Below are 20739 nucleotides of genomic sequence, written 5' to 3'. Positions count from 1 at the left end.
GGGGACGGAAATGGCGGCGCCAGCGTACGGGGCCGGTCGACGGCACGTGCACTGCCGTCGACCGGCCCCGGTCGGTTCCACCGCTCGCACCCGGAAGCTGCGGCCCCCGGGCATCGCTCGTCAGCTCGTGGCGAGTGCGCCGTCGGAGGAGAAGACCAACCCGACGCTGATCGTGCCGCTGGTCAGCGCCGACTTGGTCTGCGGACCACCGGCGTCGAGCGAGTCGAACCGGCCGGCGTTGAAGTTGTAGACCTGGACCAGCCCGGCCTGGCACTTCGGCCGCTGCGGGCACTCCGGCGGGCCGCCCAGTACGGTCGCCGAGCCGGAGCACTTCGCTGCCAGCTCGCTGAGGGTGCGGACGCCGTACTTGTCGGCGAACTCCTTGGTGACCGCGAACGCGTTCTGGTCCTGGGCCGCCGACGGCTTGCCGAAGGTGATGCCGACCTTCTCACCGGCCGCCTTCAGCCCGCTCACGGTCTGGTTGAGATCCGGGGAGGAGATCGGCGGCGGGGTGGCCCCGCCCTTCGCGTTCACCTTGTTGTTCAGGAAGTCCGCCATCGTCGCCGCGTACTCCGGAACGACCTGGATGTCGCCCTTCTCCAGCGCCGGCTCGTAGAGTTCGCGGTTGCCGATCTGCTGGACCTTGACCTGGTAGCCGGCGGCGGTGAGGGCGATCCGGTACAGCTCGCCCAGGGTCTGGTTCTCGCTGAAGTTGGCCGCGCCGACGGTGATCGAGCCGGTGCCACCGGTCGGGATGCCGGCGGTGAGGTTGTTGGCCGAGGCGAACTCCTCGGCGGCCACCTTCGGGGTCTTGCGGTCGACGTCGACCGCCTTGTTCAGCCCGATCAGCTTGCTGGTGTCGAGGCTGTCCGAGACCTTGTCCAGGGCCGCGACCAACTGCGGCTGGGCCACCTTGCTGTTGATGGCCGGGATGATGTTGTCGGTGTTCTGGAGCTTCTTGTCGTCGTCGAGCACGACCAGGCTGGATCCGGCCACCGGTGCGCAACCGGCGCCCTGCGCCCCGGTTGCCGGGGCCTGGGTGCCGGACGAGCCGGCTCCACCGCAGCCGGCGAGAAAACCGGCCGCGACGACGGCACCGGCGGCGCCGACTGCCAGACGTGTACGTGTACGCATGAAAACGCCCGCCTCCTGTGTCCCGGCGCGGCCCGGGTGGGCCGGCCGCGTGTCCGACGGGCGACAGGACAGGACGGCCGCCCGCGAGTACTCACGAAACATCCTCCCGTCTGGTACGACAATCCGATGCCGGCTTCGTCATCGGATCGTCACGCAAACGGACACGAGGCGCGCAGAGGCGACTACTCTTCGCGATAATCACGCGTGCCGGGTGGCCCCGTCGGGTGCGCCGAGGGTCGCCGAACGTGATCAGACCCACACCGACGGGCCGACCGGCCGGTCGGCTGCCGGCGGGTCAGGAGCCGGTGATCGCCGCCGCCGCCCGCTGGTCGGCCCGCCGGATGGTCCGGCGCCGGTTCCGGCGCAGCGGCCTCGGGGTGACCAGCCGTTCCACCAGCGCGAAGACCAGTTCGACCAGCAGTGCGAGCAGGGCGACGAGGAGCCCGCCGGCCAGGATCTGACCGCCGCCGACCGCTATGCCGAGCCCGAACCCGGCGCTGATGATCTGCCCCAGCCCGCCGCCGTTGACGAACGAGGCGAGCGCGGCGGTCGCCACCACCTGCACGGCGGCGGTACGGAACCCGGCCGCGAGGTAGGGCACCGCGAGCGGCAACTCCACCCGGCGCAGCAACTGCCCGCCGGAGAGCCCCATCCCGCGCGCCGCGTCCCGCACCTCCGGATCGACCTGCCGGATCCCGGTGTAGGCGTTCGCCAGCAGCGGCGGCACCGCGAAGACCGCCAACGCGATGATCACCGGCGGCTTGCCGAAGCCGAGCGCGGTCAGCGGAAGGATGGTGAGCAGCGCGATGGTCGGGATCGCCAGCGTGACGTTGGAGACCAGCACCACGGCGCCGCCGCCCCGGCCGGTGTGCCCGAGCCAGAGCCCGAGCGGCCAGGCGACCAGGCAACCGAGTGCCACGGCGGCGGCGGAGATGCCGAGGTGCTCGACCAGCCGGTCGAGGACCCCGCCGGGATTGGTCCAGTTCAGCGGGTCGTTGAGCCAGACCACGGCCTGCTCGATCGGGTTCATTCGTACTCACCTCTCGCGCTCATCCTGCGGCTCCGCGACGGCGGGCCCACGGCGTGAGCAGCCGACCGAGGCCGGCGAGGACCAGGTCCAGGACCAGGGCCAGGAGTACGCAGAGCAGCGTCCCGGTCATGATCTCGGCTTTGAAGAAGTTGTTCCGGAATCCGCCGAGGATGAGCTGCCCGAGGCCGCCGTGCCCGACCAGTACCCCGACGGTGACCAGGGCCACCGTGGAGACGGTCGCCAGGCGCAGCCCGGTGAAGATGCCCGGCAACGCCAGCGGCAGGTCGATCCGGAGCAGCCGGGCGAACCGGCCGTACCCCATCCCCTGGGCCGCGTCCCGGACCTCCTCCGGCACCTGGTTGAGCCCGGCCAGCGCGTTCCGGACGATCAGCAGCAGGGCGTAGAGGACCAGTCCGAGCAGCACCGTGGTGGTCCCGGTGCCGAGGTACGGTGCGACGAAGGCGAAGAGCGCCAGCGAGGGGATCGTGTACAGCACGCCGGAGAGTGCGAGAATCGGCCCGGTGAGCGGCCGGAACCAGTACGCCAGCACGGCGAGCGGGATCGCGACCAGGGCCGCGATCAACACCGCCTGGGCGGTGAGGGCGGCATGCTCCCGCAGGGCGGCGAGAATGGTCTCCGAATTGCCCTGCACATAGTCCCAGGAGAACCACGGATTACCCGGGTGCGCCCGGTCGATCACCCGGAAGGACATACGTGGACGTTACCCCGGAGGCCGGTTCCGCCGGGCCCGCCGGCACCACGGGTGCCGCCGCGATAACCCTCGACCAGGTACGCAAACAGTATCCCGACGGCACGGTGGCGGTCGGCGAGCTGAGCCTGGAGGTCAAGGCCGGCGAACTGGTGGTGCTGATCGGGCCGTCCGGCTGCGGCAAGTCCACCGTGCTCCGCATGATCAATCGGCTGATCGAGCCGACCTCCGGGCGCATCCTGCTCGGCGACGAGGACGTCACCCGGGCCGACCCGGTCCAGCTCCGGCGGCGGATCGGCTACGTGATCCAGAACGTCGGGCTCTTCCCGCACCAGACCATCGCCACGAACGTCGGCACCGTACCCCGGCTGTCGGGCTGGTCCCGGGCCCGGATCGCGGCCCGTACGGCAGAACTGCTGGACCTGGTCGGGCTCGACCCGACCACCTTCGGGCCGCGCTATCCGCACGAACTCTCCGGCGGCCAGCGGCAGCGGGTCGGGGTGGCCCGGGCGCTGGCCGCCGATCCGGTGGTGCTGCTGATGGACGAGCCGTTCTCGGCCGTCGACCCGATCGCGCGGGCCCGGCTCCAGGAGGAGTTCCTGCGGCTCCAGGCGGAGGTACGCAAGACGATCGTGCTGGTCACCCACGATCTGGACGAGGCGGTCCGGCTGGGTGACCGGATCGTGGTGCTCTCCCAGGGCGGCAGGCTGGAGCAGTACGCCGGCCCGGCGACCCTGCTCGGCGAGCCGGCCTCGGCCTTCGTCCGGGAGTTCGTCGGGACCGACCGGGCGATCCGGCGGCTGGCGGTCACCCCGGTCACCCGGGAGCTGCTGCGTCCGATCCCGCCGGACGCCGCCACCACCGCCGGGCTGCCGACCGTGCCGCTCGGCTCGTCGCTCTACGACGCGCTGGCGGTGCTGCTGCGGACGAACTCGGACGACGCCCGGGTGACCGACGAGGGTGGCGAGCTGGTCGGGACGGTGAGCCGGCACCAGATCCTCAGCATCGACTATCCGGCCGACCCGGTCGGCGGTTGACGCCGCCGCGGCACCTCTCCCCGCCCGCTCGTGGAAGGCCCTCCGCCAGTCCCGGCCCGGTGCACGGGCTCGCGATTGGCCCCGGACGGCACGGCGCCCGGAGTGCCGGTCGCGGGAGGGAAGCGATCGGGCACTCCGGGCGCCGTCGAGCGGGCGGTACGCCCGCGGGTCGAGGTCGACGACCTGCTGGACCAGCGCGGCCGGTGCGGCTCAGCGTCGGCCCCGCCAGCCGCCCAGGGTGGCCAGGCCGATGATCCAGCCGACGAAGAAGCCGTACGCGGCACCCCTGCCGGCGGCCTGGAATGCGCCGAGCAGCGACGGGTTGCTGCCGATCAGCGTGGCGAAGAGCGCGGCGAAGGCACCGGCGAAGACGTACGCCGACCAGCCGGCGAGGAACTGGCTGAGGGTGCCCCGGGCCCGGGCCAGTTGCGAGCCGGGCAGCATGTAGAGGAAGACCCAGGTGAGCACCACCACCAGGATCGCCTTGAGGTCGGCGGCGATGACGTTCTGGATCGTGTCGTCCGAGTCGAACCGCCACGCCGGCCAGGCGAGCAGCCGGAGGAACCAGCCACCCGCCGTGTTCTCGTCGGTTTCGTCCCCGGCCCAGTCGGCATACCAGGGGCTGCCGAAGACCAGGACCAGTACGAGTGCGGCGAGCGTGCCCGCACCCGTGGCCGTCTTGTATCTGTTGGTGAGAGCCATGCACAGCTAATTCCCAGCGGAATCTGATCGCGAAACCCGGTGCCGGATTCCCGGAATGTGCTTGGCTTCAACCGATCCGCGCCATTGACGGGCCGATGAGGGGATTCGACCGGCCGGTGCTTCGGCAGCCGGTCAGTGCTTCGGCAGCCGGTCAGTGCTTCTGTAGATAGTCGATGAACGCGGCCCGGAGCAGCGGCGCGGTCTCCTCGTAGCCGTGGCCGGTGAACTCCCGCCAGAGCGCGACCGCCTCGTCCACGGTCGGACCGGCCGCGTTCGGCGAGCCGTCCAGCGCCGCCGCCTCGTCCGCGTTCGGCAGGTGCCGGATCACCGACCAGAAGAAGCCGATGTCCCGCCGTTCCCGGGCCAGCGCGAAGGCCCGCTCGCGCAACTCCTCGGTGGACAGCGCGTCCAGCTCGGCGAAGGTCGGCGTGGTACGGGACTCGGGACCGGATTCCGTCATGACGCCGAGCCTATCGGCCCGAACCGCCGCAAGCCGCACCGACCGTCCCGCCCGCCCGGCCGGCCCGTCCTGCCCCGCCCGGCCCGGGTCAACGGTCCGGGCCGTCCCAGCGGTCGCCGCCCCAGCGGTCGGTCGGCTGGCCGGGCAGCGAGGAGTTCCACGGCTCCGGTGGCTGGGCCGTCTGGGCGCTGTCCCAGCTCGCCGGGGTCGCCGGCTCCTCCACCCAGTCCCGCTCGGCGTACGACCGGGGGCGGCCGTTCGCCTCGACCAGCCGGGTCACCAGCAGGCCGACGGCCAGCAGTACGGCGGCGAGGGCGGTCGGCGCGATGTCCAGGTTGCGCTCGTCGGCGTACCGGATGAACAGGGCGAGCGCGACGGTCGCGAGCAGCCCTCCGGCGACCCCGCCCCGTCGGCCGAACGCGCTGGCGCCGCCGAGCAGCGCGGCGCCGAAGGCCAGACCCGTCCACTCGATCCCGGTGGTCGGCGCCACCGGCCCGGTGGCACCGGCCGCGAGCAGCATCCCGGCGGCGACCGCGAAGACCGTCGACAGCACCAGGCCGAGCGTGACGATGACGGCCGCGGCACCGCCCCGGCGCAGCGCCGGGTCGCCCACCGGCCGGAACCGGCCGACCGCTCGGCGTACCGTCTTGACGGTGCCGAAGAGGCCGGCCAGCACGGCGACGGCGGCGAAGCCGGCGAAGAGGTAGAGCGCGTGCTGGTTCGGGTCGTACTCGCCCTGCACGTCGACCGGGGCGGTGCGCTGCTCGACGAAGACCACCACCGCGAGTCCGGCGGCGAGGCTGGCCGCCCAGCCCGGCACGTGGAAGCCCACCACCAGTACGGCGATCACCAGGCCGACGGCGACCCCGGCGACCACCGCCGGCAGCATCGCCGAGACGACGCCCCGGTCGGAGTTCTCCGCGAAGTGCAGCGCGGCGGCGACGGCGACCGGACCCAGCGCGAGGTTCGGCGCGGCGGTGCGCAGGGTCAGCCCGGCGCCGAGGGTGAGCAGCCCGAGCGCGGTGCCGAAGACCAGCAGGCTCTCCCGCTGCTCGCCACGGAGCAGGTCGGGATAGTCCCGGTTGCAGAGGAAGAGCAGCACCGCCACCACGACCAGCAGGACCAGCTCCCAGAGCAGGTGCACGCCGATCCGGTCCCGCCCGGGCTCGCCGTGTGCGGGATCGTCGAAGACGTTCTCCAGCGCGGCCGGCGGGACGTTCCGCCGCCGGGTCGGCTCGGCCGGGTCGGGGTCGGTCGCCACGGCGGGTTCGCCACCCATGAACCGGCCGGTGACGTGGCTGGACGACGTACGGGGGTCGGCGTCGTAACCGGGGTCCGCGCCGTACCGGGGATCCTCCCGGGCACCGGTGCCCACCGGATCCGCTCCGGGGTCCCGTCGCCGATAGATGGAATCGTCGTACGCCATCGCGCGCGCCTCCTGTTTCGTCCCGCCGAACAGGCCCCGACCCGGGGCGCCATCCGGGGGCGGAGCGGTCGGACGTGGGCAAGATCCAGCGAAGCGGGCGGATCCGGCCCGGTCGGAGGCACCGTACCCGCGCGCACGCCCGGCCGTCACCCCCGGTGCGCGTCGATTCGCCGCGCGGCCTGTTCAGCGCTCGTCGCGCCGATCCAGATCGTCACTCTCCGAATTACGATCATCACGATCGGGCACCCGACAGGCGCGTTCCAACCAGAGCGCCGCACCCACCAGGGCGAGCGACGCGCCGAGTCCCGCACTAGCCGCCGGTACGTCGTTCGCGGCCGCCCGGGTCCGCTCGATGAGCAGCCAGACGTCCAGCCCGGCGTAGAAACCCGCGAAGATCGCCCCGGCCAGCGCGGACGCCTTGGCCAGTACGACGAAGCGGGCCACCGCCAGCGGGTCGACCGGATCCCGTCCGGGCCTGCGCTCGATCCGGGCCCGGGTGTTCGCCGCCGCGTACCCCTCCAGGGCGGCCAGCCCGAGCAGGGTGACGATGGGCAGCCAGGGCAGCGGCGGGATGTGGCTGTAGAAGCTGCTGACCAGCAACCAGGCCAGGGCCGCCGAGGCGAGTCCGGCCACCACCAGGGAGGCGGGTCTGGTCGGACCCATCCGCCCGCGCTCGGGGGCCGGGCCGCGCGTCGGGGGTCTGCGCTCGGTCACAACTCTTCCTCACTCCGCTCGTCGGCACCGCTTCCCACGGACCGCCCGGAACCGGGTCGTGCTGCTGGCTCGTCCGGTCCGCGCCGCGGTCGCCGTCAATCCGACTCTATCCGCAGATCTGGACGGGGGCGCACGTCCAGCACGTCGGTGGCGACCGGCTCGGTCGACATCAGGTCGGTCAGCCAGCCGTGGCCGGGCAGCCGCCCGTACGGGTCGATGTCGATCCACGGCCGGAGCACGAACGCCCGCAGGTGGGCCCGGGGGTGCGGCAGGGTCAGCTCGGGGTCGGCGCTGCGCACCGGCTCGCCGTCGGCCGACCAGACCGCGACCACGTCCACGTCGAGGGTGCGCGGGCCGAAGCGGCGCCGCGGGTCGCGGACCCGGCCGGCCGCCGCCTCGGCGGCCCGGGCCCGGTCGAGCCAGTCGCCCGGCCCGGCCGCGTCGTCCGCGACCAGCAGGACGGCGTTCAGGTACGCCGGCTGGTCCGGATCCCCCCACGGCGGCGTCTCGTAGACCCCGGAGGCCACCAGGAGTACGTCCCGCAGCTCGTCGACCGCCGTGCGCAGGTGTCCGAGCCGGTCACCGAGGTTGCTGCCGAGCGAGAGCACGGCCCGGGTCATCTCACCTCCGCCGGGTCACGGTGACCGCCACGTCGGCGAAGTCGTGCGGGATCGGCGCCTGCGGCTTGTGCACGGTGACCGAGGTGACCAGTACCCGTGGATCGGCGAGACAGGCGGCGGCGAGCCGCTCGGCGAGCGTCTCGATCAGGTTGACCGGCTCGCCGGTCACGATCGCGACCAGCCGGCCGGCGAGTTCGCCGTAGTGCACGGTGTCGGCCACGTCGTCGGAGCGGCCCGCCATCGTCAGGTCGAGTTCCAGCACGACGTCGACGACGAAGTCCTGCCCCTGGGCCCGCTCGAAGTCGTAGACGCCGTGCCGCCCGCGCGCCCGCAACCCGGTCAGCACGATCCGGTCGGTGCCCGGCCCGGGAAGCCCGGTGGACCCGTCCCCCGGTCGACCCCGGTCGCCCGCCGGCCCGGTCATCCGGCCACCTCCCCGGTGGTCAGCCGGGGACGTCCGCTGGCGGTCCACACCGCGAGCGCGTCCACGGTCTCCCGTACGTCGTGCACCCGTACCCCCCAGGCGCCGGCCGCGACCGCGAGCACGCTGGTGGCGATCGTGGCGGCGGTACGCCCGTCGGTCGGCCGTGGCGTACCGTCCGGGCCGGCCAGCAGCGCACCGAGGTACGACTTGCGGCTGGCCCCGAAGAGCAGCGGGTAGCCGAGCGCCAGCAGCTCCGGCAGCCGGGCGGTGAGCTGCCAGTTGTCGGCGGGTCGCTTGGCGAAGCCGAGGCCGGGGTCGAGCACGATGCGGTCGGCGGCGACCCCGGCGGCGAGGGCGTCGGAGACCCGCTGGGCCAGCTCGGTGCGTACGTCGGTGACCACGTCGGTGTAGCGCGCGAGTTCCTGCATCCGCTTGGCGTGCGCCCGCCAGTGCATCAGGATCCACGGGCAGCCCGCCTCGGCGACCACCTTGGCCATGTCCGGGTCGGCGAGTCCGCCGGAGACGTCGTTGACCACTGTCGCCCCGGCGGCCAGCGCGGCGGCGGCGACACCGGCCCGGTAGGTGTCGACGCTCATCGGCACGCCGCGGGCGGCGAGTTCCCGGATGACCGGCAGCACCCGGGCGGCCTCGGTCTCGGCGTCGACCCGGTCGGCGCCGGGCCGGGTGGACTCGCCGCCGACGTCGACCAGGTGGGCGCCGTCGGAGTGCATCTCGACCCCGTGCCGTACGGCGGCGTCGAGGTCGGCGTACCGCCCGCCGTCGGAGAAGGAGTCGGGCGTGACGTTGAGGACGCCGATCACCACCGGCCGGGGCGAGCGGAGCAGGTCCGCGCCGGCCCGCCACCCACCGTCGGTCGCGGCGGCTCCCTGGACTGACTCGGTCACGACTCGACGCTACCCACCTGCCCGACTCCGGGCCCGGTCGCCCCCGGGTCCCGCCGGTGGTCCCGCCGGTGGTCCTGCCGGCCGGGCGCGGCCCGCCCCGCCCCGGGATCGGTGCGGTACCGGTGGCGGGCCCGGCGTCGGCGAGGCGCGTGAAAACCGGCCGGGGAGGAGCGATCGGTGGCACTCCGGGCCGCTTGTTCCAAACAGGCACGCGCCGTACGCTCGCATCAGCCAGATGCCAGAACTTAAGAGATGGGCCGAATCAGGACAAAGATGCCCACAAACCATCACCCTTTGCGGTGATTGCGAGACGCAGGGTCGATCAACACCCCACGACCGACCCGGTTGACCGGGCTTGACAGCAGTGCGGAGGCGGGGCGTCACCGCACCGGGGAGGATTCCGATGTTCGCCATGGAGCTGGTGGAGACGGCATGGCCGGCTGCCACGCACGCGCTCCACACCCTCGCGTTCGTGACGGCGGCCGAGCCCGAGGGCAATATCGACACCGACGGGATCGTCGGCTTCTTCGCCACCAACATCGCGCCCATCCTGCTCGCCGTACTCGGCGTGATCTTCATCGGTCGGGCCAGCAAGGGCGAGGTCTCCAAGGTGCTGACCAGCTCGGCGATCGCACTGCTCGGCCTGGCCTTCATCGCCGGGGCGGCGACGCTGTTCTTCGTCGGCGAGAACCTGATCAACCTGATCTTCGAATAGACCGCGGAGCACGAGATGCGGCTGCGCACCGACGACGACATCTATCGGGCCCGCCTGGTCTACCTGGGGCCGCCCGGCTACACACTGCCCGTCCACCTGCCTTACACGCAGTACGGGCTGTTCATGTTGCTGGTGCCGCTCTTCATGTTCATTCATTACCTCTTCACGCTCAAGGTCGAGCTGATCCCCGCCTGGGAGATCGCGCTCGCGATCGTCACCACCTCGTTCGTATTCCGGTACGTCGACCCCGACCGGCCCGCCCGGATGGTCATCCGGACGGCACTGACCGACTGGCGGCGCACCCGCGAACCGGCGACAGAGCAGCGCGACCCCCGCCTGGTCGCGACCCGTATCCGGATCCGGGAGCAGTTGACATGACCGACCGCAGCGAGGTGACGGCGTGACCGAGCGAACCAGATTCCTCTGCCGCTGGACGGTGGAGCCCTCCGGGCCGGGCGAGGCGGCGGCATGACCCGCCCCTCCCGGCCGGGCTCGTCTCACCCGGCAGGTCGCCCGGCCGAGAACGCTGGTAACGGTACGCAGTCCTCCGGCTACAACCAGTCTGAGCTGGCCGAGGAGAGCGAGTACGACGCCGCGCTGCTCAGCAACACCGGGCACGGTGCGGTAGCGGTCTTCCAGGCGCCGCAACCACCGGCCCGGAACCGCCCGGCCCGACCCCCCGCCGCGCCGCCGGCCCGCCCGCCGGCCCCGGTCGAGCACCCGGACATCGACTCGCCCTTCCTCGACCTCTTCGGTGCCGGCCCGGTCCAGCCGGCGCCGCCGCCGAGCCCACCCGCCGCGCCGGCACCCCGCCCCGCGCCCCGCCCGCCCGCACCGCATCCGCGGGGCCGCTGGGGCGAGGAACCGGAGGCCGCCGTCGGCCTGCCGGCCTGGGAGCCGGACGAACTCCCGGCGGGTGGCGGCGGGCAGCGGGAGATCGCGTCCGGGCAGCCCACCGCCCGGTACGCTCCGCCGGCCGCCCAGCCCGCCCTGCCGGCGCAGGACGAGACCATCGCCGACCCCGGTGCCGCCGTTCGCCCGGTCGGACCCGCCAGCCTCGACCCCGGCCCGGCCGTCGAATGGCCGGCCGACGCACCCGCCCCCCGAGCCGCGCCGGGCGGCGCCGGAGCCCTGCCCGCCGCTCCCGCCGAGGGACACCCCGGGCGGCCGACCCCGGCGCCACAGCAGCGCGGCGGCGAGCACTCCGGTGCGCTGCCGATCGTCCGCGAGCCCGCCGAACAGCCGACCCGCCGCCCGGCCGAGCCGGACCGGCGGCCCGGCCGGCGACCGGAGCGGGAGACCGCGCCGGTCGCGCCGAAGCAGCGGCGGAGCACGCCGAAGCCGACCCGGCCGCAGCCGCTGACCAAACCCCAGCGGGTACGCGCACCGAAGCTCCGCTTCGGCGACCGGGATCCCGCCGTCGAGCTGGCCATCACCGAGATCGCCGGCCACCTGACCTTCACCCCGAACACCGTCACCGCCTGGTACTGGCTGCCGGAGGTGCGCTGGGCGTTCCGGCCGGACGCCGAACGGGAGGCGCTGCTCTCCGCCATCTCCGAGCAGTACGCCGGGCTGGCCGGCTTCCGGTTGCACCTGCGCCGGACCACCCGGCCGTTCCCGGCCGACGAGTGGGCCCGGACGATCGACCAGCACACCCCGCACCCGCTGGCCACCGTCTCCGGCGCGCCGAGCTGGTCGGATCACCTGGTCGCCGCCCAGCGGCACCTGCTCTCGGTCAACCACGCCGAGGGGCAGACCTATCTCGGGGTCACCTTCGCCCGCCGGTCGCTCGGCAACTCGCTGGCCGAGCGGATCCTCCGGGCCTTCGGCCGGGGCACCCCCGACGGGGAGCGCCGCAAGCTGGGCCGGACGGTCGAGCAGTTCGACGAGGTGCTCGGCGCGTTCGGGATGCGGGGGCGGCAGGTCAGCGCCGAGGAGCTGGAGTGGCTGATGTACCGCTCCGTGGCGCTCTGCATGGCCCCGCCCGGCCAGCTCTCGCCGGTCACCAACGGCCGGTGGGAGCGCGGCGACCTGCTCGCCCTGACCGAGCAGGTGGAGCGCTACCGCACCCCGTACGGGTCGACGGTGAAGCTGGTCAACCGGATGACCGGCGAGGAGCGGCACGTCGCGGTACTCGCGGTGGGCCGGATGGAGCCGCTGGAGATCCCGGAGCGGCACGAGCCGTGGCTGCACTTCCACGAGCGGCTGCCCTGGCCGATGGAGCTCTCCACCCGGGTCGACATCCTCGGTCCCGGCGACTCGTTCCGCAATCTGGAGCACCGGCTGCGGATGATCCGCTCGCAGCAGCTCGACTACGCCGAGCACGGCATCGACGCCCCGCCGGAGCTGGAGCGGCTGGCCAAGCGGGCCCTGGTGATCGGGGACGAGATGACCACCGGGCTGCCGGTGGAGTCGGCCCGGGCGCACGGCTGGCACCGGATCGCGGTCGGCGGGCGGACCAGGGAGGAGTGCCTGGAGCGGGCCCGGCGGCTGATCCAGCTCTACTCCCGGGAGCTGCGGATCTCGCTCCAGCATCCGAAGAACCAGGACTGGCTGGCCCGGGAGTTCATTCCCGGCGAACCGATCGCCAACACCGGCTACCTGCGCCGGATGCCGGTGAACCTGCTGGCGGCCGCACTGCCGCAGGCCGCCTCGACGGTCGGGGACCGGCGCGGCGACCTGATCGGTCGTACCGCCGGCACCTGCCGCCGGCCGGTCTTCCTGGACCTGCACTTCCCGATGGAGGTACGCGAGCGTTCCGGGCTCGCCGTCTTCGTCGCCGAGCCCGGCGGTGGCAAGTCGACCCTGCTCGGCGCGCTCGGCTATCTGGCCGCCCGGCGGGGGGTGCAGGTGACCCTGCTCGACCCGTCCGGCCCGCTGGCCCGGCTCTGCGCGATGCCGGAGCTGCGACCGTATTCACGCGTGCTGAACCTGACCGGCTCCGAGCACGGCACCCTGGCGCCGTACGCGCTGATCCCGACCCCGCTGCGCAGCGAGTTCGCCGCCGGCTCGGCGGGCGACCGGGAGTTCCAGATCGCCGTCTCCAACGCCCGCGCCGAGCGGCGGATGCTGGTGCAGGACATCTGCATGATGCTGGTGCCGCCGCAGGTGGCCCGGGAGGCGTCCACCGCGACGCTCTTCCGGCACGCGGTCCGGCAGGTACCGGCCGAGGAGACCTCCACCCTGGACGACGTGGTGGCCTGCCTGGCCGGGCTGGAGGACGAGGGCCGGGAGCTGGCCAACCTGCTGCTGGACACCGCCGAGATGCCGTTGGCGCTGCTCTTCTTCGGCCGCCCGCCGGAGGGGCTGCTCGGCGCCGACGCCACGCTGACCGTGATCACCATGGCCGGGCTGCGGCTGCCGGACCTGAAGATCGAGCGGGAGTACTGGTCGGCCGAGGAGGCGCTGGCGCTGCCGATGCTGCACACCGCGCACCGGCTGGCGGTACGCCGCTGCTACGGCGGCGCGATGTCGTCGCGCAAGCTGGTCGGCCTGGACGAGGCGCACTTCATGGAGGGCTGGCGCTCGGGGCGGTCGTTCCTGGTCCGGCTGGCCCGGGACTCCCGGAAGTGGAACCTCGCCGCGCTGGTCTCCTCGCAGAACCCGAAGGACATCCTCGGGCTCGACGTGCAGAACCTCGTCTCCACCGTCTTCGTCGGCCGGATCGCCGAGGACGTCGACATCGCCTCCGAGGCGCTGCGGCTGCTCCGGGTACCGGTCAACGACGGCTACGAGGCGACCCTCGCCTCGCTCTCCAGCGTGGACGCCTCCTCGGCGGACCGGCTCGGCTTCCGCGAGTTCGTGATGCGTGACGTCGACGGCCGGGTGCAGAAGGTACGCGTCGACGTCTCGTACGTGCCCGGCCTGCTCGACCACCTGGACACCACCCCGGTCACGGCGAAGGCCGCCCCGGCCAACCTGCCCTCCCCCGTCGCGGACCTGGAGGCTTGACCATGAGGTTCGGAGCCCGGCTCGCCGCCCTGCTGCTCGCGATCGGGGTGCTGGCGACCGCCACCCTGGTCTGGCCGGTGATCGGCGGCGCCACGCCGGCCTCCGCCGCCGTGCCGGTGCCGAGCCAGGCCAAGGTCGCGCTCTGCACCACCGCCGAGTGGGAGGCGAACTTCCGGGACTGCGTCGACCGGCTCGCCAACGTCGGCCAGCACATCCGGGACTGTGTCACGGCGCCCACCCCGAGCGCGCCCGACCAGGGGCTCGGCGGCTGGTTCGCCACCCGTCCCGAGGCGAGCAGCAAGCCGGGCGTGAAGGGGATGTACACCGAGTACGGCAACGCCGGCTACAGCTACGAGACGTACGACGACTCCGGCGGCTGCGCCTCGGACGTGATCGACCCGGGCAGCAAGGTGTTCAACAAGATCGCGGACGGCGAGATCCGGATCGCCGCCGCGATCATCGGCGCCTCGAACGCGCTGCGCGAGCGGGCCTGGGACCCGAGCAGCATGTGGGACTGGGCCGACCCGCTGGTCGAGCAGGCCACCAAGGCGGTCTACGAGCGGGTCTTCAGCGTCTTCGGCATCATCACCCTCTGCGTCGTCGGCGTCTACCTGCTCTGGCGCTCCCGGCAGTCCGACATGAGCAACGCGATGACCACCGCCGGCTGGGCGGTGCTGGTGATGGTCGCGGTGACCGCGATCGCCGCCTGGCCGGTCCGGTCCGCCAACGTCGCCGACGGCACCCTGGTCACCACGCTGAACGTGGTGCACGAGGCGGTCGGCCCCCGGGACAAGAGCATCCCGGCCGACCGCTGCGGCTCGCTCAACCCGGCCGGCTGCAAGGACAACCGGCCACCGGCGCTGCGGGCCAGTGACACCGCGACCGAGACGATGCTCTACCGCAACTGGCTGCGCGGCGCGCTCGGCTCCTCGGACAGCGAGACGGCCCGCAAGTACGGCCGGGCGCTCTACGACGCCAAGGCGTTCACCTGGGAGGAGACCGCCCGGATCGCCGCCAACCCGGGCACCCGGCAGACCACCGTCTCCGCCAAGCAGGAACAGTGGATGAAGGTCGCCCAGCAGATCCAGCGGGAGGACCCGGAGGCGTACGAGTACCTGCGCGGCGCCCGCGACTCGGACCGGATCGGCGCCGGGCTGATCGCCATCCTGGCCGCGATCCTCTTCGCGATGTTCGACCTGACCGCGTCCGTACTGGTGCTGCTCGGCTTCCTGCTCTTCCGGTGGGCGGTGATCGCCGCCCCGGTGCTCGGCACGGTCGGGCTGCTCCGCCCGGCCAGCGCCGGGCTGCGCCGGCTGGGCAACGCCGTCGTCGCCGCCGTGTTCAACATCGCCATCTTCGGCACCGGTGCGGCGATCTATCTCTTCGCCGTCGACCTGGTGATGAGCACCTCCACCATTCCCGGCTGGCTCCAGGTGGTGCTGGTCTGGCTCTGCGGCGTGGTGGGCTGGCTGCTGCTGCGGCCGTACCGCCGGATCACCCAACTCGGCGGCAAGGACAGCACCGAGGTGATCGCCTCGGCCGGCTCCTGGCACCGCCGGTTCTTCCGGGACGTCCGGGCCGCGTCCCAGCTCGACGACCCGGACCACCGCACCGACATCCGGGTCAAGAACCGCAGCGTGGTGATCCAGCAGACCAACGTACGCCCGGAGGCCCGGCACGAGGACCCGGCCCAGACCGGGGCCGGCAGCCGCTCGGAGAGCAGCCCCGAGCGGGGTACCGAGGCACCCGACTCTCCCCCGGCGGCGGCCCCGGGTGGCGGCTCCGGCTCGCGCCCGGACCGGGCCCGGCCGTCCCGCCGCCGGCCGGCGGAGTGGACCGAGCCCGACGTACCGGTGGAGAACCCCTCCTACGTGATCTACCGGCCCGACTCCGCGCCCGCCCCCGACCCGACGCCCGCCCCCCGGGCGCCCCGGATCCGCTCCGAGGCGAGGTGACGGGATGCGGCGCGCCGTCGAGTTCCTCTTCACCCGGCTCCTCCGGTCCCGGCTCGGGATCGCGATCGTCATCGCCGTGCTGGTGGTCGGGATCGTCGGCGCGGCCCGGCTGATCGCCGGCCCCGGCGACGACCGGCCCGGACTCGTCGGCGGTACGCCCGGCCCGATCAGCATCACCGACCCGGAGGCCGGCGACGACGGGCTGACCGTGACCGAGGAGCCGTCGCCCCGGACCAGTCCCGGCGCGCCCGAGCCGGCACAGGTGGCCCGGTCTTTCGCCACCGCCTGGCTGGACCACCGGGACACCACCGCCGACGAGTGGCACGCGGGGCTGCGGCAGCTCGCCACCGACAATCTCGCCGAGCAGTTGACCGGGGTCGACCCGGCCACCGTGCCGGCGGACCGGATCACCGGGGACCTGCTGGCCGTACCGCAGAACGACAGCCTGGTCGAGGTGGTCGTACCGGTGGACTCCGGCGAACTGCGGCTCGGCCTGGTGGCGGTGCAGGGGCGTTGGCGGGTGGACACGGTGGACTGGCAACGGCGCTGAGCGGGCGCGGGGAGGTGGGTGCGGGATGACCGACCGGGGTCCGACCCGGCGACCGGTACGGCGGGTCGCGCTGGCGGTGGTGCTGACCGGCGTACTCGCGCTGCTCTGCTGCGTCGGCGGCACCGGTGCGTTCCTGGTGACGATGTTCGCCTCCGAGGAGGAGAACCTGGCGGCGGCGACCTTCGGCTGCGGCGACACCGAGCCGGTCAAGACCGACGGCGACCTGCCGCTGGTCGGGCCGTACAAGGCGAGTCAGATGCGGAACGCGGCGATCATCATCAAGGTTGGCCGGGAGATGGGGCTGCCGCCCCGGGCCTGGGTGATCGCGGTCGCCACCGCGATGCAGGAGTCCGGCCTGACCAACCATGGGCATCTCGGCGACCGCAACGACCACGACTCGCTCGGACTGTTCCAGCAGCGGCCCAGCACCGGCTGGGGCACGCCGGAGCAGATCCGCAACCCGGAGTACGCGGCCCGGAAGTTCTACGAGAAGTTGAAGACCATCCGGAACTGGCAGAAGCGGTCGCTCACCCGGGCCGCCCAGGCGGTGCAGATCAGCGCCTTCCCGGACGCGTACGCCAAGCACGAGCCGCTGGCGACCGAGATCGTGAACGCGTTGACCGGCGGGGCCGCCCGGGCCGCCGGTACCGACCTGGGGCTCGGCTGCGCCGACGGGGCGGAGATCGCCGCCTCGGGCTGGACCGCCCCGATCCCCGGCGGGGTCGGCTCCGGATTCCGTACCGCTGCCCGGCCGGCGCACAACGGGGTCGACATCGGCGCGCCGAAGTACACCACGGAGATCCGGGCGGCGGCGGCCGGCCGGGTGCTGGTCTCCCGCTGCGACCCGGACCGGCGGGGGCGGTTGAGCTGCGACGTGGACGGCTTCCCGGGCAAGGGCGGCTGCGGCTGGTTCGTCGACATCCTGCACGCGGGCAACGTGATCACCCGGTACTGCCACATGGTCAACAGGCCGATGGTTTCCAAGAACGACATGGTGGAGGCCGGGCAGGTGATCGGGCGGGTCGGATCGAGCGGCAACTCCTCGGGGCCGCACCTGCACTTCGAGGTGCACCTGCGCGGCGACCGGAGCCGGCACGGCGCCATCGACCCGGTGCCGTTCATGCGCGACCGCGGCGCTCCGCTCACCGGGAATGAGCGGTGATACATCAGATGCAACATGCGTCCGCGACGACTGCAAGCGTCCTGGATTGCGGTGGCGCGTGGGGGCCGGCCGAGGCGTCAGATGGTGACGGCGGCGGCCGTGCTGGACGCGATGGCAGGCGGTTCGGAAGAACTACTAACCAGCTTTGAACGCCCACAGCCGCAGCGCCTCGGCGAGGAGGAGTTTCGGCTTCCGATCATGCCGAATTCCGAGCGTTTACACAGCGTGATCAGCCTCGGGTAGTGCATCCCGTCAGGACCCTCCCCCTTTGCGGCTTGCCGTAGTTCTGGGGAGTCCTGGGCCGTCTCGGTCAACATCAGTGCCGAAGCCGCTGCCGGCGGCCCCGCCCGGCGGGGCTTCGCCCGCCGTCACCGATCGCGCCCGGAACGCCGCGATGCGGTGTCTTCTTGCCATGTTCCGGCCGCATCCGGTGTGGGGTTCACACGCTTGAGTTCGGTCCAGCCGGTCCAGCCTCGCTCCTTCAGCAACTCGATCAGCCGACGGGCCGGCGGCACAGTGTCGAACGCCAGCGTGTCCATCAGCTTGACCAGCGGTGGCTCGATGTGGGTGTCGTCGACGTAGTCCTCGCCCCGTTCGTCTGCCATCTGCGTGATGTAGGCGGCCAGTTTGTCGGCCAGCTCGACCAGCCGTGGGTCGTCGTCGGTGCGGTCTAGTGCCTGGCCCAAGGTGAGATAGAAGCCGATGAGCTGTGGGGCGGCGATCTGCTCACGCTTGCGTGCCATCCATTCCGGGACTCGCTCCGGTGAGTGCGCGGCCAGCGGGATCCAGCCGTCGCGCTCGACCTGGACGATTCGCTCGTCGACCCCGAGCGCCCGCAGCCGGTCGAGATACTCGACCACCACCGGGGGCAGCGCCAAGCTGTCCCCGGAGGCGAGGCGGGCGATTCCCTCCCGGTGCCGTTGCCGCTCCCGGATCTCCGCCCGCAGCCGCTTGTCGATGTCTGCGACCGCCGCGGCGAACTCCTCCTCGTCGGCCTGCAGCAGCTCCCGCACTCGCGCCAGCGGGACCCCGGCCTCGGCGAGGGTCCGGATCTTGATCAGCTCGACCACGGCGCCGGCGTCGTACCTCCGATAGCCGGAGCGATCCCGCTCCGGCTCCGGCAGCAACCCCTTGGCGTGATAGTGCCTCACCGCACGCACCGTCACTCCGGCATACGACGCCAGCTCACCGATGGTCAGCATCGCATCAGTCTCCTACAGCGCGTTCAAGGGGTCGGCTTGGCCGACTGCGCCTTGTTACTCCGGATGATCTCGGCGATCTCCGGGGCGTGGGTGAAGGCCAGCTGGTGGTCGGCGTCGAGCCAGAACGCGGCGATGTGCGGCTGCTCGCGGACGAGCCGCTCGACGCCGGCACGCCAGTTCTGATTCAGGCGCGGCGCCGGTTCTTCACCGCTGTCGCCGGCCATCGAGGTCGACATGATCATGCTGATGGGTCGGTCGATCTTCCTATATCGATGAAGGATCCCGGACCGAACCACATCGATCTCGACATTCAGGTCAAGAATCTCCTGGGCGGTGAGCAACACCTGGCGGGCGGTGCCCCGCAAGGATTCCTGCTGCGTTGCCAGCTTCTCCCATAGCGTGAGAAACGCCGCCGCGTCAGCCTCGGTGATGAACGGTTCGGGCACCGGGTTCGCCCCGTCGATGAGAACAAGCCCGGCGACGGTGTCAGGATGCTCGGAGGCATAGCGCACCGCCAGGTCCGCACCCAGTGAATAGCCCACAAGCAGGGGCGCCGAGGGCAGGTCAAGGCGTTCCAGCTCCGCCATCACGGCGACGAGATCGCTGAGGAAAGCCTCGAAGGAATACCGGTCGGCGGCCGAGGCGAGGCCATGGCCCCGCAGGTCGAAGGTCACTACATCGTGGTCATGCCGCAGCAGCTCAGTCAGCTCGTGCAGGTCTGCCTGTGTCGAGTTCAGCCCGGGGCACAGGACCAGCGGTCGTCCCCGGCCGCCGCGAGACACCGGGATCGTGACACCGTCGTGGTGGATCGTGAAGTGCCGCATCGTCCTGTCGCCTCTCTCGGTCCGCTCCCGATCGTCGCCGTGATCGCCGCGCGACTCGTGCGGTCCGGCTACCTCCACAGCAGTGGTTCTCTTGGTCATGCCACCATGCTGAAAGGTTGCCCCTGCGTCAGGGTCAAACCGCCGCCCAGCGACATGACCTCGCACACCCGCGACCGCCAGCCCGTGCCCACACCGGCTGCGGCTGGCCGCTCGAACAAGGTCAGGTGCGCACATCTGCTGCGATCCGGTGCGAGCGCGACTGAGAGTGGCGACAACGGATCGCAGTCGGCGAGACGATCTGCCGTACGACATAGAGGCTTGATCGACAGACGCCGTTGACCCTTCTGATACTCGATCTCTGTACGCTCCCCGGCGTACCTACCTGTGCACTCGGGCCTGTACGCCGACAACAGCCGTCCAGACGAAGCCGCCCGGCACAGTCGGCGCCGAGCACCACATCGTCATATCGACCGCCGCCGTGCTCGTGGGGTGCACGGAATTTCGTGGTCGATCCGCAGTCCGCAGCGGCGGCCGTTGGGCAGCCGCCGGGTGCAGAAGACCCGATGGCGTACGTCCGGGTTCCGTTCTTCCGAGACGGTGGTCTCCGGCACGTCCACGCAGAGGAAGGTCAGCGCCCGAGCGACGGTCCGGGCCAGGACACGTGCCCGGGGCAGGTCGGTCGTGACGATCGTCAGGTGGATGACGTACCGATGCAGTTCGATACTCACCGTCGCGCCATCGCGCGCATGGTCGGCGCCTGGGCGGCCTGCCAGCGCCGCAGCGCGTCCTTGATCCGGGCCGCCTCCTCCTGACTGTTGGAGAGTTGGGCATAGACGCGGCCGAGGTCATCGGCAACCTGGTCGAGAAAGGCCGAGACCTCGTCCGGGTCCAGGCCACGCCAGGTCGTCCGGAACCGCCGGTCCCGCACCTGCCAGGGCCGCATCGGCTGGTACGGCCGAGAGCGGCGCTCGCCGAGCACCGAAGACAACCGGTCCGCTCCCGTCGATCTCGTCAGGATGCGCCGAAGGAGTTGTCGCACGTCCGTCCATCCTTTCGCCTGGTGTTCGGTCCTGTTCCCGTCCTCGTGCCTGCGCTGGTGGTGGGGGTGGTCCGGCCGTTTCGGGTCCGCCCGGACCACCCCGCCCCGGCCACCGCAGCCCAGAGCGGCGGTACGGCAACAGGGGCAGCCGTGCTGCGGCAGGAATGTTTCTCTGTCCAC

General features: G+C 72.2%; 22 protein-coding genes. 8 read left to right on the top strand and 14 right to left on the bottom strand.

The window, feature by feature from the left end:
• Positions 1 to 120: 120 nt before the first annotated feature.
• The 3 genes from C6361_RS10225 to C6361_RS10215 form a co-directional block, all read right to left on the bottom strand.
• Complete coding sequence (locus tag C6361_RS10225; protein ID WP_107257397.1) at positions 121 to 1134, bottom strand: glycine betaine ABC transporter substrate-binding protein; 1014 nt, start codon at positions 1132 to 1134, stop codon at positions 121 to 123.
• A 295-nt stretch (positions 1135 to 1429) separates the two neighbouring features.
• Complete coding sequence (locus C6361_RS10220; protein WP_107257396.1) at positions 1430 to 2164, bottom strand: ABC transporter permease; 735 nt, start codon at positions 2162 to 2164, stop codon at positions 1430 to 1432.
• A 19-nt stretch (positions 2165 to 2183) separates the two neighbouring features.
• Complete coding sequence (locus C6361_RS10215; protein WP_107267582.1) at positions 2184 to 2876, bottom strand: ABC transporter permease; 693 nt, start codon at positions 2874 to 2876, stop codon at positions 2184 to 2186.
• A gap of 2 nt (positions 2877 to 2878) precedes the next feature.
• Here C6361_RS10215 and C6361_RS10210 point away from each other — a divergent pair, with 2 nt between their 5' ends.
• The gene (locus C6361_RS10210) at positions 2879 to 3910 is read left to right on the top strand and encodes an ABC transporter ATP-binding protein (RefSeq protein WP_107257394.1); all 1032 of its coding nucleotides are present in this window, start codon (positions 2879 to 2881) and stop codon (positions 3908 to 3910) included.
• Positions 3911 to 4120: 210 nt separating this feature from the next.
• Here the strand turns inward: C6361_RS10210 and C6361_RS10205 are convergent, their stop codons facing one another.
• The 7 genes from C6361_RS10205 to folP form a co-directional block, all read right to left on the bottom strand.
• Positions 4121 to 4612 (bottom strand): hypothetical protein, encoded by a 492-nt coding sequence (locus tag C6361_RS10205; protein WP_107267581.1) that lies wholly within the window; start codon positions 4610 to 4612, stop codon positions 4121 to 4123.
• Positions 4613 to 4763: 151 nt separating this feature from the next.
• The gene (locus tag C6361_RS10200) at positions 4764 to 5072 is read right to left on the bottom strand and encodes a hypothetical protein (protein WP_107257392.1); all 309 of its coding nucleotides are present in this window, start codon (positions 5070 to 5072) and stop codon (positions 4764 to 4766) included.
• An 88-nt stretch (positions 5073 to 5160) separates the two neighbouring features.
• Positions 5161 to 6498: an ABC transporter permease gene (locus tag C6361_RS10195; RefSeq protein WP_107267580.1), complete on the bottom strand. Its 1338-nt coding sequence runs from the start codon at positions 6496 to 6498 to the stop codon at positions 5161 to 5163.
• A 183-nt stretch (positions 6499 to 6681) separates the two neighbouring features.
• The gene (locus C6361_RS10190) at positions 6682 to 7161 is read right to left on the bottom strand and encodes a DUF3180 domain-containing protein (protein WP_107267579.1); all 480 of its coding nucleotides are present in this window, start codon (positions 7159 to 7161) and stop codon (positions 6682 to 6684) included.
• A 146-nt stretch (positions 7162 to 7307) separates the two neighbouring features.
• Positions 7308 to 7832: a 2-amino-4-hydroxy-6-hydroxymethyldihydropteridine diphosphokinase gene (folK, locus tag C6361_RS10185; protein WP_107267578.1), complete on the bottom strand. Its 525-nt coding sequence runs from the start codon at positions 7830 to 7832 to the stop codon at positions 7308 to 7310.
• A gap of 1 nt (position 7833) precedes the next feature.
• The gene (gene folB, locus C6361_RS10180; protein WP_107257388.1) at positions 7834 to 8256 is read right to left on the bottom strand and encodes a dihydroneopterin aldolase; all 423 of its coding nucleotides are present in this window, start codon (positions 8254 to 8256) and stop codon (positions 7834 to 7836) included.
• The gene (gene folP, locus C6361_RS10175) at positions 8253 to 9101 is read right to left on the bottom strand and encodes a dihydropteroate synthase (protein WP_369931417.1); all 849 of its coding nucleotides are present in this window, start codon (positions 9099 to 9101) and stop codon (positions 8253 to 8255) included. Before folP ends, folB begins: the two co-directional genes overlap by 4 nt.
• Positions 9102 to 9564: 463 nt before the next feature.
• Here folP and C6361_RS10170 point away from each other — a divergent pair, with 463 nt between their 5' ends.
• From C6361_RS10170 to C6361_RS36940, 7 genes are all read left to right on the top strand, one after another.
• The gene (locus C6361_RS10170) at positions 9565 to 9876 is read left to right on the top strand and encodes a hypothetical protein (protein WP_107257386.1); all 312 of its coding nucleotides are present in this window, start codon (positions 9565 to 9567) and stop codon (positions 9874 to 9876) included.
• 15 nt (positions 9877 to 9891) lie between these two features.
• Positions 9892 to 10254, top strand: a complete 363-nt coding sequence (locus C6361_RS10165) for a hypothetical protein (protein ID WP_107257385.1) — start codon at positions 9892 to 9894, stop codon at positions 10252 to 10254.
• Positions 10255 to 10344: 90 nt separating this feature from the next.
• Entirely contained in the window at positions 10345 to 13827 is a 3483-nt protein-coding gene (locus C6361_RS10160) for an ATP-binding protein (protein ID WP_107257384.1), read from the top strand.
• 2 nt (positions 13828 to 13829) lie between these two features.
• Complete coding sequence (locus tag C6361_RS10155) at positions 13830 to 15782, top strand: hypothetical protein (RefSeq protein ID WP_107267576.1); 1953 nt, start codon at positions 13830 to 13832, stop codon at positions 15780 to 15782.
• Positions 15783 to 15786: 4 nt separating this feature from the next.
• Positions 15787 to 16332, top strand: coding sequence for a hypothetical protein (locus tag C6361_RS10150; protein ID WP_107257382.1), 546 nt, complete (start codon positions 15787 to 15789; stop codon positions 16330 to 16332).
• A 25-nt stretch (positions 16333 to 16357) separates the two neighbouring features.
• Positions 16358 to 17494 (top strand): M23 family metallopeptidase, encoded by a 1137-nt coding sequence (locus tag C6361_RS10145; protein WP_107267575.1) that lies wholly within the window; start codon positions 16358 to 16360, stop codon positions 17492 to 17494.
• A gap of 81 nt (positions 17495 to 17575) precedes the next feature.
• Positions 17576 to 17737, top strand: a complete 162-nt coding sequence (locus C6361_RS36940) for a hypothetical protein (protein ID WP_159079271.1) — start codon at positions 17576 to 17578, stop codon at positions 17735 to 17737.
• A gap of 125 nt (positions 17738 to 17862) precedes the next feature.
• On the opposite strand, the gene C6361_RS10140 is transcribed toward C6361_RS36940, so the two are convergent.
• The 4 genes from C6361_RS10140 to C6361_RS10125 form a co-directional block, all read right to left on the bottom strand.
• A complete protein-coding gene (locus C6361_RS10140) occupies positions 17863 to 18696 on the bottom strand; it encodes a MerR family transcriptional regulator (protein WP_107267574.1) in 834 nt (277 codons plus the stop codon).
• A 23-nt stretch (positions 18697 to 18719) separates the two neighbouring features.
• Positions 18720 to 19619: an alpha/beta hydrolase gene (locus C6361_RS10135; RefSeq protein WP_107267573.1), complete on the bottom strand. Its 900-nt coding sequence runs from the start codon at positions 19617 to 19619 to the stop codon at positions 18720 to 18722.
• Between the two features lie 362 nt (positions 19620 to 19981).
• The gene (locus C6361_RS10130; protein WP_234359434.1) at positions 19982 to 20248 is read right to left on the bottom strand and encodes a hypothetical protein; all 267 of its coding nucleotides are present in this window, start codon (positions 20246 to 20248) and stop codon (positions 19982 to 19984) included.
• Complete coding sequence (locus C6361_RS10125) at positions 20245 to 20559, bottom strand: DivIVA domain-containing protein (RefSeq protein WP_369931374.1); 315 nt, start codon at positions 20557 to 20559, stop codon at positions 20245 to 20247. The genes C6361_RS10130 and C6361_RS10125 overlap by 4 nt, the downstream gene beginning before the upstream one ends.
• Between the last annotated feature and the right edge of the window lie 180 nt (positions 20560 to 20739).

It is taken from the genome of Plantactinospora sp. BC1 (assembly GCF_003030345.1).
Taxonomy (GTDB): Bacteria; Actinomycetota; Actinomycetes; order Mycobacteriales; family Micromonosporaceae; genus Plantactinospora.
The sequence above is the reverse complement of the archived record's forward strand: the minus strand, read 5'-3'. Positions and strand labels throughout refer to the sequence as shown.